This window comes from Priestia sp. TGN 0903, from assembly GCF_050846855.1.
GTDB lineage: Bacteria > Bacillota > Bacilli > Bacillales > Bacillaceae_H > Priestia > Priestia zanthoxyli.
Genome location: NZ_JBOZGL010000002.1, coordinates 656,721 through 671,504, shown reverse-complemented (window position 1 = coordinate 671,504; position 14,784 = coordinate 656,721). Strand labels below are relative to the sequence as shown.

Annotated in this window: 16 protein-coding genes and 2 pseudogenes; 3 read left to right on the top strand and 15 right to left on the bottom strand. The window is 33.9% G+C overall.

Features of this window, described 5'->3' with window-relative positions; all coding sequences use genetic code 11:
- Positions 1 to 113 precede the first annotated feature (113 nt).
- Positions 114 to 278 (top strand): annotated as a pseudogene (locus ACRPLY_RS09935) (helix-turn-helix transcriptional regulator); the annotation flags it as partial.
- Between the two features lie 305 nt (positions 279 to 583).
- On the opposite strand, the gene ACRPLY_RS09930 reads toward ACRPLY_RS09935, so the two are convergent.
- The 5 genes and pseudogenes from ACRPLY_RS09930 to ACRPLY_RS09910 all read right to left on the bottom strand — a co-directional run bounded on the left by ACRPLY_RS09930 (position 584) and on the right by ACRPLY_RS09910 (position 3,586).
- The gene (locus ACRPLY_RS09930) at positions 584 to 1,333 is read right to left on the bottom strand and encodes an ABC transporter permease (protein ID WP_310877666.1); all 750 of its coding nucleotides are present in this window, start codon (positions 1,331 to 1,333) and stop codon (positions 584 to 586) included.
- Positions 1,334 to 2,094: pseudogene (locus ACRPLY_RS09925) on the bottom strand (ABC transporter ATP-binding protein).
- A gap of 189 nt (positions 2,095 to 2,283) precedes the next feature.
- Positions 2,284 to 2,637 (bottom strand): DUF1048 domain-containing protein, encoded by a 354-nt coding sequence (locus ACRPLY_RS09920; protein WP_013058327.1) that lies wholly within the window; start codon positions 2,635 to 2,637, stop codon positions 2,284 to 2,286.
- 70 nt (positions 2,638 to 2,707) lie between these two features.
- Positions 2,708 to 3,028, bottom strand: a complete 321-nt coding sequence (locus ACRPLY_RS09915) for a PadR family transcriptional regulator (protein ID WP_028414817.1) — start codon at positions 3,026 to 3,028, stop codon at positions 2,708 to 2,710.
- Positions 3,029 to 3,271: 243 nt separating this feature from the next.
- On the bottom strand, positions 3,272 to 3,586 hold the full coding sequence (locus ACRPLY_RS09910; RefSeq protein ID WP_165636536.1) for an isochorismatase family protein: 315 nt from the start codon (positions 3,584 to 3,586) through the stop codon (positions 3,272 to 3,274).
- A gap of 70 nt (positions 3,587 to 3,656) precedes the next feature.
- Between ACRPLY_RS09910 and ACRPLY_RS09905 the strand changes: the two genes are divergently transcribed.
- Positions 3,657 to 4,283 (top strand): DJ-1/PfpI family protein, encoded by a 627-nt coding sequence (locus ACRPLY_RS09905; protein ID WP_165636262.1) that lies wholly within the window; start codon positions 3,657 to 3,659, stop codon positions 4,281 to 4,283.
- A gap of 264 nt (positions 4,284 to 4,547) precedes the next feature.
- Here the strand turns inward: ACRPLY_RS09905 and ACRPLY_RS09900 are convergent, their stop codons facing one another.
- Complete coding sequence (locus ACRPLY_RS09900) at positions 4,548 to 5,117, bottom strand: GNAT family N-acetyltransferase (protein WP_033580100.1); 570 nt, start codon at positions 5,115 to 5,117, stop codon at positions 4,548 to 4,550.
- A gap of 105 nt (positions 5,118 to 5,222) precedes the next feature.
- On the bottom strand, positions 5,223 to 6,098 hold the full coding sequence (locus tag ACRPLY_RS09895) for an ABC transporter six-transmembrane domain-containing protein (RefSeq protein WP_258524460.1): 876 nt from the start codon (positions 6,096 to 6,098) through the stop codon (positions 5,223 to 5,225).
- A 198-nt stretch (positions 6,099 to 6,296) separates the two neighbouring features.
- Here ACRPLY_RS09895 and ACRPLY_RS09890 point away from each other — a divergent pair, with 198 nt between their 5' ends.
- A complete protein-coding gene (locus ACRPLY_RS09890; protein WP_224980433.1) occupies positions 6,297 to 7,118 on the top strand; it encodes a MerR family transcriptional regulator in 822 nt (273 codons plus the stop codon).
- A gap of 228 nt (positions 7,119 to 7,346) precedes the next feature.
- Here the strand turns inward: ACRPLY_RS09890 and ACRPLY_RS09885 are convergent, their stop codons facing one another.
- From ACRPLY_RS09885 to ACRPLY_RS09850, 8 genes are all read right to left on the bottom strand, one after another.
- Entirely contained in the window at positions 7,347 to 7,760 is a 414-nt protein-coding gene (locus tag ACRPLY_RS09885; RefSeq protein ID WP_014458901.1) for a DUF6892 domain-containing protein, read from the bottom strand.
- Positions 7,761 to 8,105: 345 nt separating this feature from the next.
- A complete protein-coding gene (locus tag ACRPLY_RS09880; protein WP_430053490.1) occupies positions 8,106 to 9,041 on the bottom strand; it encodes a sensor histidine kinase in 936 nt (311 codons plus the stop codon).
- Between the two features lie 2 nt (positions 9,042 to 9,043).
- Positions 9,044 to 9,760 (bottom strand): response regulator transcription factor, encoded by a 717-nt coding sequence (locus tag ACRPLY_RS09875; protein ID WP_034267314.1) that lies wholly within the window; start codon positions 9,758 to 9,760, stop codon positions 9,044 to 9,046.
- 278 nt (positions 9,761 to 10,038) lie between these two features.
- The gene (locus ACRPLY_RS09870) at positions 10,039 to 10,908 is read right to left on the bottom strand and encodes a DUF4097 family beta strand repeat-containing protein (protein WP_034267317.1); all 870 of its coding nucleotides are present in this window, start codon (positions 10,906 to 10,908) and stop codon (positions 10,039 to 10,041) included.
- Positions 10,909 to 10,945: 37 nt separating this feature from the next.
- Complete coding sequence (locus ACRPLY_RS09865; RefSeq protein ID WP_034267320.1) at positions 10,946 to 11,650, bottom strand: ABC transporter permease; 705 nt, start codon at positions 11,648 to 11,650, stop codon at positions 10,946 to 10,948.
- Between the two features lie 95 nt (positions 11,651 to 11,745).
- Positions 11,746 to 12,669 (bottom strand): ABC transporter ATP-binding protein, encoded by a 924-nt coding sequence (locus ACRPLY_RS09860; protein ID WP_165636256.1) that lies wholly within the window; start codon positions 12,667 to 12,669, stop codon positions 11,746 to 11,748.
- A 434-nt stretch (positions 12,670 to 13,103) separates the two neighbouring features.
- On the bottom strand, positions 13,104 to 13,391 hold the full coding sequence (locus ACRPLY_RS09855) for a 3-isopropylmalate dehydrogenase (protein WP_432231798.1): 288 nt from the start codon (positions 13,389 to 13,391) through the stop codon (positions 13,104 to 13,106).
- Between the two features lie 131 nt (positions 13,392 to 13,522).
- The gene (locus ACRPLY_RS09850; protein WP_432231797.1) at positions 13,523 to 14,701 is read right to left on the bottom strand and encodes a DUF418 domain-containing protein; all 1,179 of its coding nucleotides are present in this window, start codon (positions 14,699 to 14,701) and stop codon (positions 13,523 to 13,525) included.
- Between the last annotated feature and the right edge of the window lie 83 nt (positions 14,702 to 14,784).

Here is a 14,784-nt window from a genome sequence, read left to right as displayed (position 1 = left end):
ATATGTGATTTTGAATTTTATATATGATTTACTGATTTAAATACTATCATAGACAGATCATTAATTCAAAATATTTTTACAAATTAAACAAAAATACTTATGACAGAAACTGATTAACTCAGCAGCAACTTGTAGATAAGGTTGGTATTACAAGACAGACTGTTAGCCTCATAGAAAAAGGCAAATATAACCCGTCGTTAAAGCTTTGCTTGCAAATTTGCTACGTCATTGAAGAAACATTGGACGAATTATTTTGGATAGATAAGGAGTTATTTTGAATGAAAAAGATAGTTGATGAAAGGCTTACCTTTTTAAATTTGCAGCATATTAAAATTACATATTTGGAGGCATTATTTTTGTATGTGGTCTTATACCCATGAACTATGTGTACCGGTTAAGAAAAAACAACAAAATGAATGGGAAGATGATGAATAAAAGAAGACCTTGTTCCAGGTCTTCTTTATTTCTACCGATAATTCACATTACGACAACTAGAAGTAATCCCTGTTTTATGCTATCAATACTTTACATTAAAATTCCGATGATTCCATATACCTTGGGTAGCTTGCTCAGTCTATAAAATTCACCCTAATTTGCGTTTGAATTTTTTACTAGCGAAGAAGTAAGCAATGACCATGATACCTAGGCACCAGGCAAGGGCACTCCAAATATCATTGCCAACAGATCCTTCATACAAGAGTGCACGAATCGTATTCACGATTGAAGTCACGGGCTGGTTTTCGGCGAATGCACGAACAGCTTTAGGCATCGTTTCAGTGGGAACAAAGGCGGAACTAATAAAAGGTAGGAAGATTAGTGGGTACGAGTAGCCTGTGGCTCCTTCCATAGATTTCGCTGTCAGTCCTGGAATAATGGCCAACCATGTCAGGGCTAGCGTAAACAGCCCAAGTATCCCGGCTACCGCGAACCAATCTAGGATATCAGCACTGGAACGGAAACCCATCAAAAGCGCGACGAAGATAACTATCACGATAGTAAGCGCATTGGAAACAAAAGATGTCAACACGTGAGCCCATAATACCGAAGAACGTTTAATGGGCATGGTGATGAAACGGGCCATCAGTCCACTTTTTACATCATTAAATAGCCGCACGGAAGTGTAAGCGACGCCGGATGCGATAGCCATCAGCAGGATTCCCGGTAATAAATAATTGACGTAATTGGCTGTTCCTGTATTTATAGCGCCACCAAATACGTAGACAAACAGTAGCATCATCATAATCGGCGTAATCGCCACCGTAATAATCGTATCCGGGCTGCGCATAATAGTGCGCATCAAACGTCCTAGTAATACACCTGTATTGTTTTTCATTTACATTTCCTCCTTTTTACCGATGATTGCGAGGAAGATTCCCTCCAATGTTGGCTGTTTCTCAATGTATTCCACTTTTGCTGGGGGAACATCTCTTTAAGTTCAGTAAGGGTACCGGTTTTGATGATTTTTCCGCCATGTAGGATGGCTATACGGTCTGCCAGTTGTTCAGCTTCCTCTAGGTACTGAGTCGTGAGCAAGATGGTTGTACCACCGCCAGCAAGCTCTTTGATGGTGTTCCAGACTTCAATCCGGGCTTCCGGATCAAGTCCGGTCGTCGGTTCGTCGAGAAAAATAACGGCTGGCCCCCCAATCAGACTCATAGCTATATCAAGTCGGCGCTTCATTCCACCGGAATATTGATCCGCCCGGCGATTAGCTGCATCGGTCAAGCTGAATCTTCCAAGAAGATTGTCAGCTACTTCATCAGGATTAGATACCCCTCGCAATTTGGCGATCATTATCAGGTTTTCCTTCCCAGTAAGCATGCCGTCTAACGCTGCGAACTGCCCCGTTAGGCTGATGTTTTGGCGGACGTCAGCCGGTTGACGTTGGACGTCAAATCCGCAAATACTCACTTCGCCGCTATCAGCCTTCATCAGCGTTGAAAGAATATTAACTGTCGTCGTCTTACCTGCCCCATTTGAGCCCAGCAGTGCAAAAATTTTACCGCGCTGCACCTCAACATTCACCCCTTTTAAAACTTCTTTGTCTTTAAAGGACTTTTTTAACTCTTTTACAAAAATCGCTGTATTTCTCATACGTTTTTCCTCCTTTTAAAAAGCTCCACAAGCTTTCTTGCTAGAACTGTCATGCTATAACTAAGCTGAGCATCTCGTAGAGCTAGGTTTTTGATATCTCACTATTTAGTCTGACTGATATTCTGTATCACTTAGTACTGAGTTTAAAAAATGACTGAATAGCAAAAGCAACTAGCTATTCAGTCGATGTTATTGATTAAATTTATTTTTTCCTAATCGTTCCTTAATACTCTGATTCAAATCTTCACGATACTTAACCATATAAGTTTTAGCATTTGCCACTAATTCGTCAGCAAAGGAAGCCACATCGTCTCCAGTAATTTCGAGCACCTGTCTACCTTCTGCAGCACCTGCTTCGAATAAATCAATTAATTCATACTGCATATGTAGCATATCCATTCCGTTGCCCGATGAGAAATTCCACATGTAGTTTTGAATTTTTTTAAATACAAACTGATAGTCTTCTGGCAAGGCTTCAACCCGTGCCATCATCATTTTATACTCTTTTTTATCACCAATCATTTTTTTGAATATTTCCAACATGTCATTTTTCCTCCTTTTTATAAAGCTTCATAAGCTGCTTTAAAAATATCCGGCGTTCTATCCTATGAAGCTAGTTTGACTTCAAGACGTTGATTTTTGATGATACAAAATCCCACCTTTTCCAAAACAACTCAAGCTCCTTGTAGCCCGCCTCATTAAGCGAGTAAAATTTGCGGGGTGGGCCCATATCCGATGGTTTTTTTTCTATATTCACAAGTTTTTTCTTTTCTAATCGTACGAGAATAGTGTAGACCGTCCCTTCTACGACCTCGATAAATCCAAGCTCGTTCAGGCGGCGTGTAATCTCATAGCCATAGGTTTCATGGCGGCTGATAATTTCTAACACACAGCCTTCCAGCGAACCCTTCAGCATTTCAGTTAAATTTTCGATCTTCAGAACCTCCTCTATATCGTCTGACTTATATTCTGTATTACTTAGTACCAAACCAATTTTTACTTAATAACTTTTAAAATTAAGCTATTAAGTAATACTTAGTATATGTAGATTGTAATACTTAGTACCGGGCATTTCAACTATTTTTAAAAAGATTTTCAAAATTTTTTATGCTGTTTATTATAGAAAAACCATTTTTTATCAAAATGAGTTATTTCTGTTAGTACAATACCTTTTTTATTAATATGATTGTATTGCTTCAGTCAAATTTAACTTTTTGATCAATTCTTCAGTTGTTAAAATTTTGGCAAACTCATTATCTAAAGTTGCTAATGACACAGTATGTATTTGTTCAGCTGGATAATATGCATGATCTGCTCCTTTTACTGCAAATGCAGCTGTGGCATCTGATACGAGATACGTTTCAAATCCTAAATTATCACTCATTCGAGTAACAGTTGATACACAATGTGGAGTTTTTAATCCTACTGTTACGACTTTGTCTATTTTGTTTTCTTTCAAATGATTCTCAACCTCCTTATTTTTTCTGAATATTTTAACATTTTTATAGATATATGTCTTTAAAATGGTATAATATAGAGAACGTCAGTTCGGGAGGCTTAATATGCAAACCAAAAAAGTTTATATGTATGTATTCAATACAATGTCAGATTGGGAGTATGGATATTTAATTTCTGAACTAAATTCAGGAAGATATTTTAGGCAAGGTTTAGCCCCTTTAAAAGTAATGACGGTAGGAGTTAATAAAGAAATTATTAAAACAATGGGGGGGCTGAATATACAGCCGGATATTTCTCTTGATGAGTGCACTCTTCTGGATAAAGATCTTTTAATTCTACCGGGAGGAAATACATGGAGTGAGGAGATTCATCAACCTATATTGAAAAAAGTTGGGGAAGTTTTAGAGCTTGGTACTATTGTAGCTGCAATTTGTGGTGCTACTGATGCCCTTGCAAATAGTGGATACTTAGATTCTAGAAAGCATACGCTTAATAACTTAGAATATACAAAAATGGTCTGTCCTAATTATAAAGGGGAGAAGTTGTATGAGGTTGGACCTGTAGTATCCGATAATAACATGATTACTGCTTCAGGAGTAGCACCTCTAGAATTCGCGAGGGACGTATTAAAAAAATTAGATGTATTTGCATCAAATACATTAGATTCATGGTATAGCTTAAATAAAACTCAGAAGTCCGAATACTTTTTTCAGTTAATGAGCTCAATATAGATTCATAATTATATACAAGGTGGATTACAATAATTTTCTTTTTTATTTTTGTATACGTAAAAATAGATAAAAAAAATGATTAAAAACAGCTTTTGTCTACCCTCCTTAAAACCCCAGATAATCAAAATATCTGGGGTTTTTTATTATAAAGGTTTTAATATTCACATTAAATAACGACAAATACATAGCTTTTCTACGAATTGCCTATGTCTTAGATTATTAAATATCAATGCATTTAACACTGATTCTGTTTATCTAAATGAATCAAGGAGATACTTTTTCCTCAGGTTCATTAAAAGAAGTATTTTTTATCCACTCTTTTTTCAATAATGCATACTGAAGAGTATTTTCATACTTAGGTGTTCCATCTTCGTATTTAGTAAACGAAATAAACTCAACAAAACGTCCTTCTTTACGCATTCCTAATTTTTCACATAGTTTTTGTGATTTATAGTTATCCTCCTCAACGTATGCATAGATTCTTCTTGCATCCAATTGAGTAAACAGATACCTAAGGAACTCCTTCACACTCTCGCTTGCGTACCCTTTCCCCTCATATTGAGCATTAAAGTGCCAACCAATGGAATAAGTATCTGGATCTTCCTTTAAGTAGAATATTTCTCCTATTAGATAATCACTGCCTTTTAAGCAGACTGCAACAAAAGAGTCATCTTTTTTTCTTTTTTGAGCTTTTAAAGCAGCTTCCTCTATTGTGTGAACTTTGTCTTCAAGAAAGCAGTTTACCCTTGGATTAGCCAAGTATTCCAAAAGAGCTTGAGAGTCTGCTTTAGAAAAGTTTCTCAATAGTAATCGATCAGTTTCAATCTTTTTCATTAAAAATCCTCCTAACCTATATTTACGGGCTTATTTCTCTGAAAAGACAACAACAATAATTTAAGGGATAACATAACAATAATGGTTGGCTAAGCTTTTGTGGTTTTAGCTGTTAACGTCTTCAGCAACTCGTTCACCAATATCAAGTACACGCGAAATATTTTGCACAATTTCAGGAAGACCAACTACTGCCTCTTGAAACATCCAAATATAAGCTAGAACTGCATAAATAGCACCAGGCGTAGTACCCTGAACACCTGTAAGTCTAAGTAGTGTAGCTAGGGTTAAGAGAATGACGACAATCTCCATCATCCCCCATGTTTTAGCCTCAGCGTTAGAAATAGCAACACGCCACAAACGTAATCGTGCAAAATGTTTTTGAACAATGGTAAGTGGACGATGAACGACTATATCTGCCTCTTCTTCAATCCGGTTGTTAAGTGCGTGATTCAAACGATAAGAACGTCGACCGAACCAATGGTTTATGATTAGTATTGGAATTAGTGCCAATAAACTTAAGAACCCAATAAACTGGTCATAAAGAAATAACATGATAATAGCGCCTAAAAATCGAATAACCGTTGTTACAACTGCTGGCAGCTCCATCTGAAAGAAATCTACTACCTCTCGAGACAATGAGACACGCCCTACAATTCGAGTTCCTTTTACTCCATCAGCACGCTGGCGCTCTACCATTTCTGCAGCAACATTAGAATAAATTCCAACGAATACTTTGGTATCGTAAACGTGTCTGAACAAGCCAACCCCTAGGTGAAGGATCCATAGTAGAGCAAGTGGTATAAGGCTAGCAGGATTCCCTTTAAGCAACCCATCGATTGCAAAACCAATTGTTGCAGCGTAAAGAAGATCGCAAACATTTTCAACAAGAGTGAGCATATAGGTAAGGCTAATTCCTTTACGGTTTTTTGACCATATACCTTGAAGGAGTTGACCTACGGAGGATTTTTTCTTTTTTATCATTTGCATCTTATCTACTCTTTCTTTTCTCTAATTAGACAAACTTTAATTCTATTCATTGCTTTATCTTCAAATTCATCATCAATTTGCCTTTTCACTTACTTTAATGAAATAAAGGACTCGTCATTGCTGTTTATATCCCCTTTCCAGTACAATGAACATCATAAAGTATATGGTTACCGTATAGTCAAGGAGGATTTTATGAGTGAAGAGTTGGAAAAGTACTTTAGTACTGGTGAATTCGCGAATCTCTGTCGTGTAAAAAAGCAAACTCTATTTCATTATGACGAGATAGGGTTACTTTCACCTCAAATAAAAAAAGAGAATGGATATAGATACTATTCGTATGAACAATTTGAAGTCTTTCAAGTGATTGCCTTATTTAAAGAATTTGGTGTTCCATTAAAAGAGATAAAAGTTCTTTTAAAAGATAAAAAACCAATAAATATGATTACTCTTTTAAAGGAAAAATCTCTTGAAATTGAAGAAAAAATTAAGAGCCTTAATCATTTACAAGCAATTATTCAAACGCGTTTACAGTTAGCAGAACATGCTTTAAAAACTGATTTTTCTTCTATTTCATTGCAATATTTAGATGAAGAAACCTTTATGATTAGTGAAAATATTTTAGAAGAAGCCGAACAAAAATATACTACAGTTATTCCGGAGCTCATTCATTATACTCAACTTCATAAATTAGACCGAGGATATCCAATTGGAGCAATGCTTGCGAGAGACCAAATCCAAAAAAAAGAGTTTTACAATTACGAACATTTGTATATCAAAATCCCAGAAGAGATAGAAAAAATTCATTGTCATACACGTCCCCAGGGACTATATGTTGTTGGGTATCAAAAAGGTGCCGAAACGGAACATGCTTACGATCGAATTATTCAATTCGTTAGAGAAAAAGGGTTAAAAATAGGGGAGTATGCATATGAGGAATACGTGATTGATGAGGTAATGGCGGATGGAATAGAGAATTCAATTACAAGAATTCAACTTCAAATTCAAAGCCAATAACGTTTTTTTAGTTTGTATTGCAAAGAGGTACCATATTTACTAAACATATGTGGCGTATACAAACTAAAAATAGAAAACCCAACCTGTGAGCTCTAAAGGTTGGGTTTTCTGTTTTTGTAAACGGAGTATAGGAGAATTGCTTATTGATTTTTCTAGATGGCAATAATGAGGAAACGTTATTCTTCATAAAGACGGATTGCTTCCTTTAGCACAATAACATCCTTCTCATTAATCCTCAATCTCAATTCCAGCTTGCTTAAATGGTTCTAATACTTGTGGATCACACATTGAAATATAGTCCACTGTTTTTAAATTCGTTAAGTTCTGAAATCCTTCAACAGATAATACATCAAACAAACTGTCTTCGCCATCCCAATCTGGCTTTAGGATATGATAAATTTCATTACCTCCATCAAAGCAAAGGCATTCAACCTTTTCCAAATCACTCTTTTCCAGAGTTAACTCTTCTAAATAATCTTTGATTTCAACAATTGGGCCAGCACCAGAATACCATTCAAAATTATTGGTATACTTATCTTTTAAATCGGTTAATTCTTTTAGAAATAATGGCTCTTGATCTAATAAAGCTTCAATAACCACTAATTTAAAATTAAAATCTTTAAACATTCCACTTTTCCCCATTTTGCTACCTCCGATTTTATCTCTGTATTAGGCTTGTAATCGCCCCTGCACTATTCGTATTATAACAATCATCTATAAATAAAACCTACTTATATTGTTGACTTTGACAGCCCCAAAAATAAGAGCCCCTGTAAATGAAGGTCCGCTCTTATTTACTTAGTTTAATTACTACTGCAAGCTGCTAATGCTAGCAATAATACAGCAGAAGTTGCTAAAACCTTTTTCATACATGCACCTTCAACTCTCTACTAATTCTTTTCTACTTATTATTCTTTGACTACTGTTAGTAAAAGGTAGAAAAATAGGTGTTTTTCTTGCAATACCTAAAACAACGTATTACTAATTTTAAAAATTAATACGTTTTAAACATACTGTAAAAGTAGTATGTTTAAACGGAATACTTTCTAAAGAGATGCTTCCACCCATTTGTTCAATCAATCTCTTCGTAATAGTTAACCCTAATCCACTTCCTTGATAGCGACTGTTCCTTGAGTCTTCTAGCGTATACATTCGCTCAAAAACTCGTTCTTTATGTACTTCATCTATTCCTTTTCCTCTATCTGATATTTCTATATAGATATTATCTTTATCTGTTCTAAGCTTTAAACCTATCATTTTACCATCAGAACCATACTGAATTGCATTAGAAATTAAATTATTAAGAACCCTTTCAATTGCACTTTCATCTCCTCTAACAAAGAGTGATTCTTCTGGTATTTCAATAGCTACTTCAAATTCTTTATTGATTAAAATTTCGTAGTAATCCAATATTATTTTCCGGCTAATTTCGCATATATCAATTCTCGAAAAGCTTAATTTTTTGTCTCCGGATTCAAGCTTTACAAGTTCGAAAAAACGATTTATTAACTCTAGCACCTCTAAGGTTTTTAAATTAACGGTTTTTAACAAACTCATCATTTTTTCTGTACTTAGACTTTTATCATTATTTATAATTTCAATATAACCTAAAATAACTGTTAGAGGGGTTTTTAAATCGTGAGAAATATTTGATAGCATTTTTCTTATTGAACGTTCTACGTTATGGTAATCTGCCACTGTCTTTTGATTGTGTTCTAAAAGACGGTTTATTTGTTTCAATAAAGACTTTATCTGATTATTGTCTGTATATAATAATAGTCTTTCACTTGTTTCTTCATCAATAATAGCTTTGAGCTTGCTTTCTATGTATCTCACTTCTGCTTTATGTTTTAATCGCCTATGAATCAGAAATAGGTTTATACAAATAGAACAGGCCAATAAGATGACGACCAGGTAAACCATTTTTATAAATCCCCCAATTTATAACCTATTCCCCATAAAGTCTTTATGTACGTTGGATGAGAGGGATTGTCTTCAATTTTTTCTCGAAGTCTTCTAATGTGAACATTAATTACGTTTTCATCTCCATGATATTCATCTTCCCATACGGCTTTATACAGTTGTGACTTCGTGTATACATGAGTAGGGTTGGAAATAAATACTTTTAGGATGTTAAATTCTTTTGCTGTGAGGCTAATATCCTTATCTAGTTTCTTCACAGAAAAGCTGTCCATATCGATACTTATATCTCCTATTTTTATGACCTTGCTTTGACTTTCTTTTTTTAACTGCGATGAGTGCATATAATGTAATTCTCTTCTTATAATCGCTTTAATTCTCGCTAATAATTCAATCATAGAGAACGGTTTAGCAATATAATCATCAGCACCAAAACCTAGTCCAAGTGCTTTGTCTACGTCTTCATCTTTTGCAGACATAATAAGAACAGGAACCATACTTTTAGAACGAATTATTTTTAAACATTCCATGCCATCCACTTTGGGCAGCATAAGATCAAGTAAAATAACGTCATACGTTTGTACATTTTGTACATTAAGTATTTCTAAAGCTTCCTCGCCATCAAAAACAGCGGTGACTTCATATCCTTCTTTTACTAACCCCTCTTTAACCATCTCACTTATAAACGGATCGTCTTCTACAATTAGTATCTTGTGACTCAATACTTTCCACTCCTAAAACCTTTTAGTATGCTTACTATTCTATTATCATAAAAAATAACAATTAATTACATTATAATCCTTTTTATACAAAATGTTATAACTAATTAATATAGCGTTAAAAAAAGTTAGTAGTAAATAAACGATATGAATTCTTTGCCTATAGTTTCTCTAAGATATTAATCAAAAAATGCTATCTTAATTTCGAGGAAGATAGCATTTTCAATAAGTAATTGATTATTAGTTTAGTTCAAGTATTCTTATCAAACATATTATAATGATTAATTTGTTACATTAATAACACCGTTGTTACTTAATAAATTTAACTTATTGGATCCCTGTCCAATTTTTCCTCTTTGAAGCTTTTCAGTATCTGTGTTTTTCTTAAGTGTATCTAGTTTAAGTTTTACATCGGAGGAATAACTTTTAGCAGCCACGGACAGAGAAGTTGGGGCTTGTTTATAAGAAACGCTGATGTCCCCAGAATCACTTTCTACAGCTAAGGATTTTCCTTCTTTTATATCCTTAATTGAAACCTCTCCATCTTTAGAAGTAACCTTAATCTTTGAAGCATTTACATTTTCCATATAGTTATCGCCACTTGTAGAGGAAATGTTTAAATTTCCAAAAGTACTATCTTCCATACTTAACGTTCCATCCTCGGATACAAACATTGCTGTATTAGCTGAAAGGCCTTTTATTTTTTTATCACCAGAGTTGTTGTGAACTATAAAATTATTAGTAGAAATTTCACTCAATTGGATATCACCATATTTATTATTTAAGTCAATTTTGTTTATTTTTGAACTTGGAATGGCAATAGAAATTGTACCTTTCTTTCCAAAAGTAAACCCTCCCAAAAAGCCACTTTTCTTTTGATCCTTTTGCTTGATTATTAATGTTTTTCCACCTTGTTTAAAAGTGACACGTTGTTTTTCTTTTTTCTTCCCTTTAGCTGATACAATCACTTCATTTGAATGACTTTTCTTCAACCTTATATCCCAAGACTCACTATCCACTTTTAAAGCATTAACACTCTCGATATTGTAAGACTTATTTTTCTCAAAGCTTTTTGCTTCGGCAATATTGACTTTGAAAGTGAACCCACAAATTAAAACTAAAGCTACAGAAGTTGATACAATCTTCTTCATCTCTTTTCCTCCTATTTCTACTCTTAGAAATTATGTATTATGCTATGTCAACACTGTCTACTTTTCTTATTGCCAGATAACCTATTAGAAGTCCAAGAAGACAAAGTACGCCAGGAATTGCTACAATTTCATATAAACTTACCGTCTCTCCTCCACTAGAAATTGTTGCATTAATTAAGAATCCAATTACTAGAGACGAAGTTATTGTAGTAGCAACTGATTTCTTCCTCATACCAAAAAATAAAGGAATGAAACTCACGCCAGCCATCATAAGCGCACCAATAAGAGTTGAAGGTACTGTAGAAATAATGTCATTCACCTTTACAGGTTTTTCAACCAGATATACGTGCGGGTTGATCCAAAAAATTAATAAATCGATAATAAAAGTAGCAATAATAATACTGACAAAGCAGAATACGAAAACAATAAGCAGTTTCGCTTGCATTAACTTTTTTCTTTTTAATGGATAAGTGAATAACAACTGAATTGTTTTATTTTTATATTCATCAATTATTAGCCGAGACAAAATGACACTAGAGAAACAAATAAATACAATTCTAATAAAAATATTAGCTAACGACATAAAGTCCGCATAATCTGGATACATAGGTTCAATTTCATTTCTTGATCCCCACCCCATAAGTGCAGCTATAAAAAAGATAGCTAAAATGCAAATGACTACATTTTTTATATACCTTGATAATCGATGTTTTTTGTATTCTAATTTCATTAGTTTTAACATTTTCAAAAGCTCCCCCCAATGGAATTTAAGACGTTTCAATTTAGTGCTCTTTAAATGATGTGATAAGGAATTGGAAGTTAAGATGATATACGTGATTAAATGTGAATTTCTTCACTATTCATTGAACTTAAAAAGTACTCTTCTAGTGAACTGTTCTTTTTGTTGATACTTTCTATACCAACATCATTCATAACGAATGCTTTAGAAATCTCTTGCTGAGTTAATGTTGTCTCATATATACGTATCATCTCTTCACCAATAACTCTAAAGTTTTTTATTCCTAAATTTTGTTCTAAAATATACAAAGCTTTTTTTATATTTTGAACCTGTACTTCTATATACTCAGTTTGTTTTCCGTTGATACTCTTCATAGAAACTTCTTTTATTAATTTTCCATTTTGAATAATTCCGATTGTATCTGACATCTGTTCCATTTCAGCTAAAATATGACTAGATATTAATAAGGTAATTCCATAATCTTTACAGAGTATTTTAAAAAGGTCTCTTAATTCCTTTATACCTATAGGATCGAGTCCATTAATTGGTTCATCTAAAACTAGAAGCTCTGGCTTTGTAGAAATAGCTCTAGCTATTCCTAACCTTTGTTTCATTCCCAATGAAAAATCCTTCACTTTTTTGCCTTCAATATTATGTAACTTAACAAGCTCTAGAGCTTGAGTAATAGCTTCGTTATCGTAATAACCCATATACTCGCAGTGTAAAGATAAATTTTCCCTAGCAGTGAGCTGCTCATAAAAAATTGGATATTCGATAATAGTTCCCATCCGCTTTAATACTTCAAATGATGTGTTCGTTAATTTCTCGCCAAAAATCTCTATTTCACCGCTCGTTGGCTTGATTAAGTTTGTGAGCATTTTCATAATCGTCGTTTTACCAGCACCATTCGGACCTAAGAAGCCATAAATCTCTCCTTTCCTCACGTGCATATTAACTTCAGAAACAACCTCTTTTCCCTTAAACGACTTTGTAAGTTGGTTAGTTTTCAATATATATGTCATTTATTTTCTCCTTTTCAATTTATATGGTTATTGTATAAAATGAAATTTTCTTTTCTCTTACTTAAATCTTACGTTTTTCTTAATTTTCTTTTTATATAAAGTGGAAGTTTATCTTTTACTCTAAAAAAAGAGTTTATATATAAATAGCTGCCTGTTTAAGCACTTGTTTGTCTTTTTAGCAAGCTAAAAGGTTTGCTAAAACAGCGGTGTATAAACGATAAATTGGAAAATCAAAGGAGCCCTTGAGTATTAAGGGCTCCTTTTTTTCTTGTCTTTTGGAGATTATGTAAACTAGCGTTTTATATGATATAACTAATAAAGTGTTAATCATATTTGAAGCCTTTAGATTTATGAATCTAAAGGCTTTTTTGTACGGATAACTGAGATTATAGTAACTACAAACTTACAAAGTATAAATCTTACTAGGCAAATTTTTATTTATCGTTATATTGTTTTATAACTGTGACTATAACTGCCAGTAACAGAACAATTGCGCTATTTATAAGTAAATAGTATCCAACTTGTAAACCATAAAATATTGCAAAAGCGTCTCTAATGATCAACAGTGCTAATATACCACCTACTGCCCCAAATAAAGCCGCCAGTATTAGTATTGTGAAAGCAGCAGCGTATAAACTTTTCTTTTTTTTGTAGGAGATAAATCCAACGACATTTGAAATGATAATAAAGAAGCCAATAAGTATTAAGAAAAAGGTAGCCATTTTCTTTAATTCTCCTCTACGGATTATTAATTGGTTAAAATACCCAATACCTAATATCACTTTAACATAACATTCTATGTGAAAATTTTGCTTCTTATAACATGTTTGATATTCATCAAAAAGAAGCTGACTTACGTTTTAAGATCTTTCTTTATATTTTTCCTTATAGCTAAATTGGCTAAGCGTTTACGCGCTGATTCCATAGGACCCATGTTAAAATAACGAAGCCACAAAGTAGCAAATAGCATTTGGAACAAACAGATTAATACCCAAACAAAGATGACGAAGAATGAACGTGGGTGTCCACCCCACCCAAGGCCCCATCCATAAAATAAAATGGAGCTTAAAACATTCTGTAACACATAGCAACTTAAAGACATCTTACCTACTTTCTCTAAAACGCTCCATAATGAAAAGGTCTGAAATTTTTCAATTAGAAAACTAATAGCTCCCATGTATCCAATCGATAAAATAGGGGCAAATACGTACCTTACTGGAAAATCAAAGTATCCTCCAGGAACAAATAATAATAGGTTTAGAGGTAGCCCAACTAAAAGTCCTGCCTTCATCATCCTCTTTCTGATATTAATACCCTTGGAGTTATTGTCAAAAGCCCCTATTCTCACTAGTAAAACACCAATTAAAAACATACATATATTAAATGGGATGACGAAAATGGCTTCTGTGCGCAGCTCCCAAAAATGAAAAAGTCGATACTGAATTTGATTTATCCATGATTCATGTTGATAAAGGTTCACCACTTCTTTTGGGACAGCAACTAGCTCATCTCCTATTGAGTTAGTTAGCACACCTAAGAACACGAGCAATATAAAAAAAAGATGAATTGCCGCTGCACTAATCATTGTTATTCGTATCATCGTCTTCCGCATTTTTACGATAAACGATACGACAATAGCAGTTACGGCATAAGACATTAAAATGTCGTACTCTAAAACAAAAATAAAGTGCAAAAGCCCTTCCATTAATAAAATCAAAGACAGCCATATGTATCTTCCTGGCCACGTCTGATTTAACCGTTTTGATTGCTGATATTTCAGTTCTAAACCAACACCAAACATAATGGCTAAGAGGCCAAGTAATTTTCCGTTAATTAAGGACAGAAAAAGGATTCTTAAAAAGTCATCTCCTGATAACCACCATTTGTTATGGGTGAAAGTAAATATATAATTTATATCTCCCAGATAAGCAAACAGCCAAATGTTGGTTCCTAACGTTCCAAGAATCGCTAGTCCTCTTAATATATCTAACGAGCGAATTCGGTTTTTATTCTCCACTTCCCATGCCCCCATTCGTTACTTTTACTTTCGTTGCTCCCCTTCTTGATATCTCATAGTTCAACTATATTAGATTACGTTGCGTCACCTTCAACCCT

What these genes read in the sequence shown, in the direction of transcription:
- ACRPLY_RS09895 (WP_258524460.1), bottom strand. Translation starts at nt 6,098, where the DNA reads ATGATAAAAAAGAAAAAATCCTCCGTAGGTCAACTCCTTCAAGGTATA.
- ACRPLY_RS09865 (WP_034267320.1), bottom strand. Translation starts at nt 11,650, where the DNA reads ATGTTAAAACTAATGAAATTAGAATACAAAAAACATCGATTATCAAGG.
- ACRPLY_RS09885 (WP_014458901.1), bottom strand. Translation starts at nt 7,760, where the DNA reads ATGGGGAAAAGTGGAATGTTTAAAGATTTTAATTTTAAATTAGTGGTT.
- ACRPLY_RS09890 (WP_224980433.1), top strand. Translation starts at nt 6,297, where the DNA reads ATGAGTGAAGAGTTGGAAAAGTACTTTAGTACTGGTGAATTCGCGAAT.
- ACRPLY_RS09930 (WP_310877666.1), bottom strand. Translation starts at nt 1,333, where the DNA reads ATGAAAAACAATACAGGTGTATTACTAGGACGTTTGATGCGCACTATT.
- ACRPLY_RS09850 (WP_432231797.1), bottom strand. Translation starts at nt 14,701, where the DNA reads ATGGGGGCATGGGAAGTGGAGAATAAAAACCGAATTCGCTCGTTAGAT.
- ACRPLY_RS09880 (WP_430053490.1), bottom strand. Translation starts at nt 9,041, where the DNA reads ATGGTTTACCTGGTCGTCATCTTATTGGCCTGTTCTATTTGTATAAAC.
- ACRPLY_RS09870 (WP_034267317.1), bottom strand. Translation starts at nt 10,908, where the DNA reads ATGAAGAAGATTGTATCAACTTCTGTAGCTTTAGTTTTAATTTGTGGG.
- ACRPLY_RS09920 (WP_013058327.1), bottom strand. Translation starts at nt 2,637, where the DNA reads ATGTTGGAAATATTCAAAAAAATGATTGGTGATAAAAAAGAGTATAAA.
- ACRPLY_RS09855 (WP_432231798.1), bottom strand. Translation starts at nt 13,391, where the DNA reads ATGGCTACCTTTTTCTTAATACTTATTGGCTTCTTTATTATCATTTCA.
- ACRPLY_RS09905 (WP_165636262.1), top strand. Translation starts at nt 3,657, where the DNA reads ATGCAAACCAAAAAAGTTTATATGTATGTATTCAATACAATGTCAGAT.
- ACRPLY_RS09900 (WP_033580100.1), bottom strand. Translation starts at nt 5,117, where the DNA reads ATGAAAAAGATTGAAACTGATCGATTACTATTGAGAAACTTTTCTAAA.
- ACRPLY_RS09860 (WP_165636256.1), bottom strand. Translation starts at nt 12,669, where the DNA reads ATGACATATATATTGAAAACTAACCAACTTACAAAGTCGTTTAAGGGA.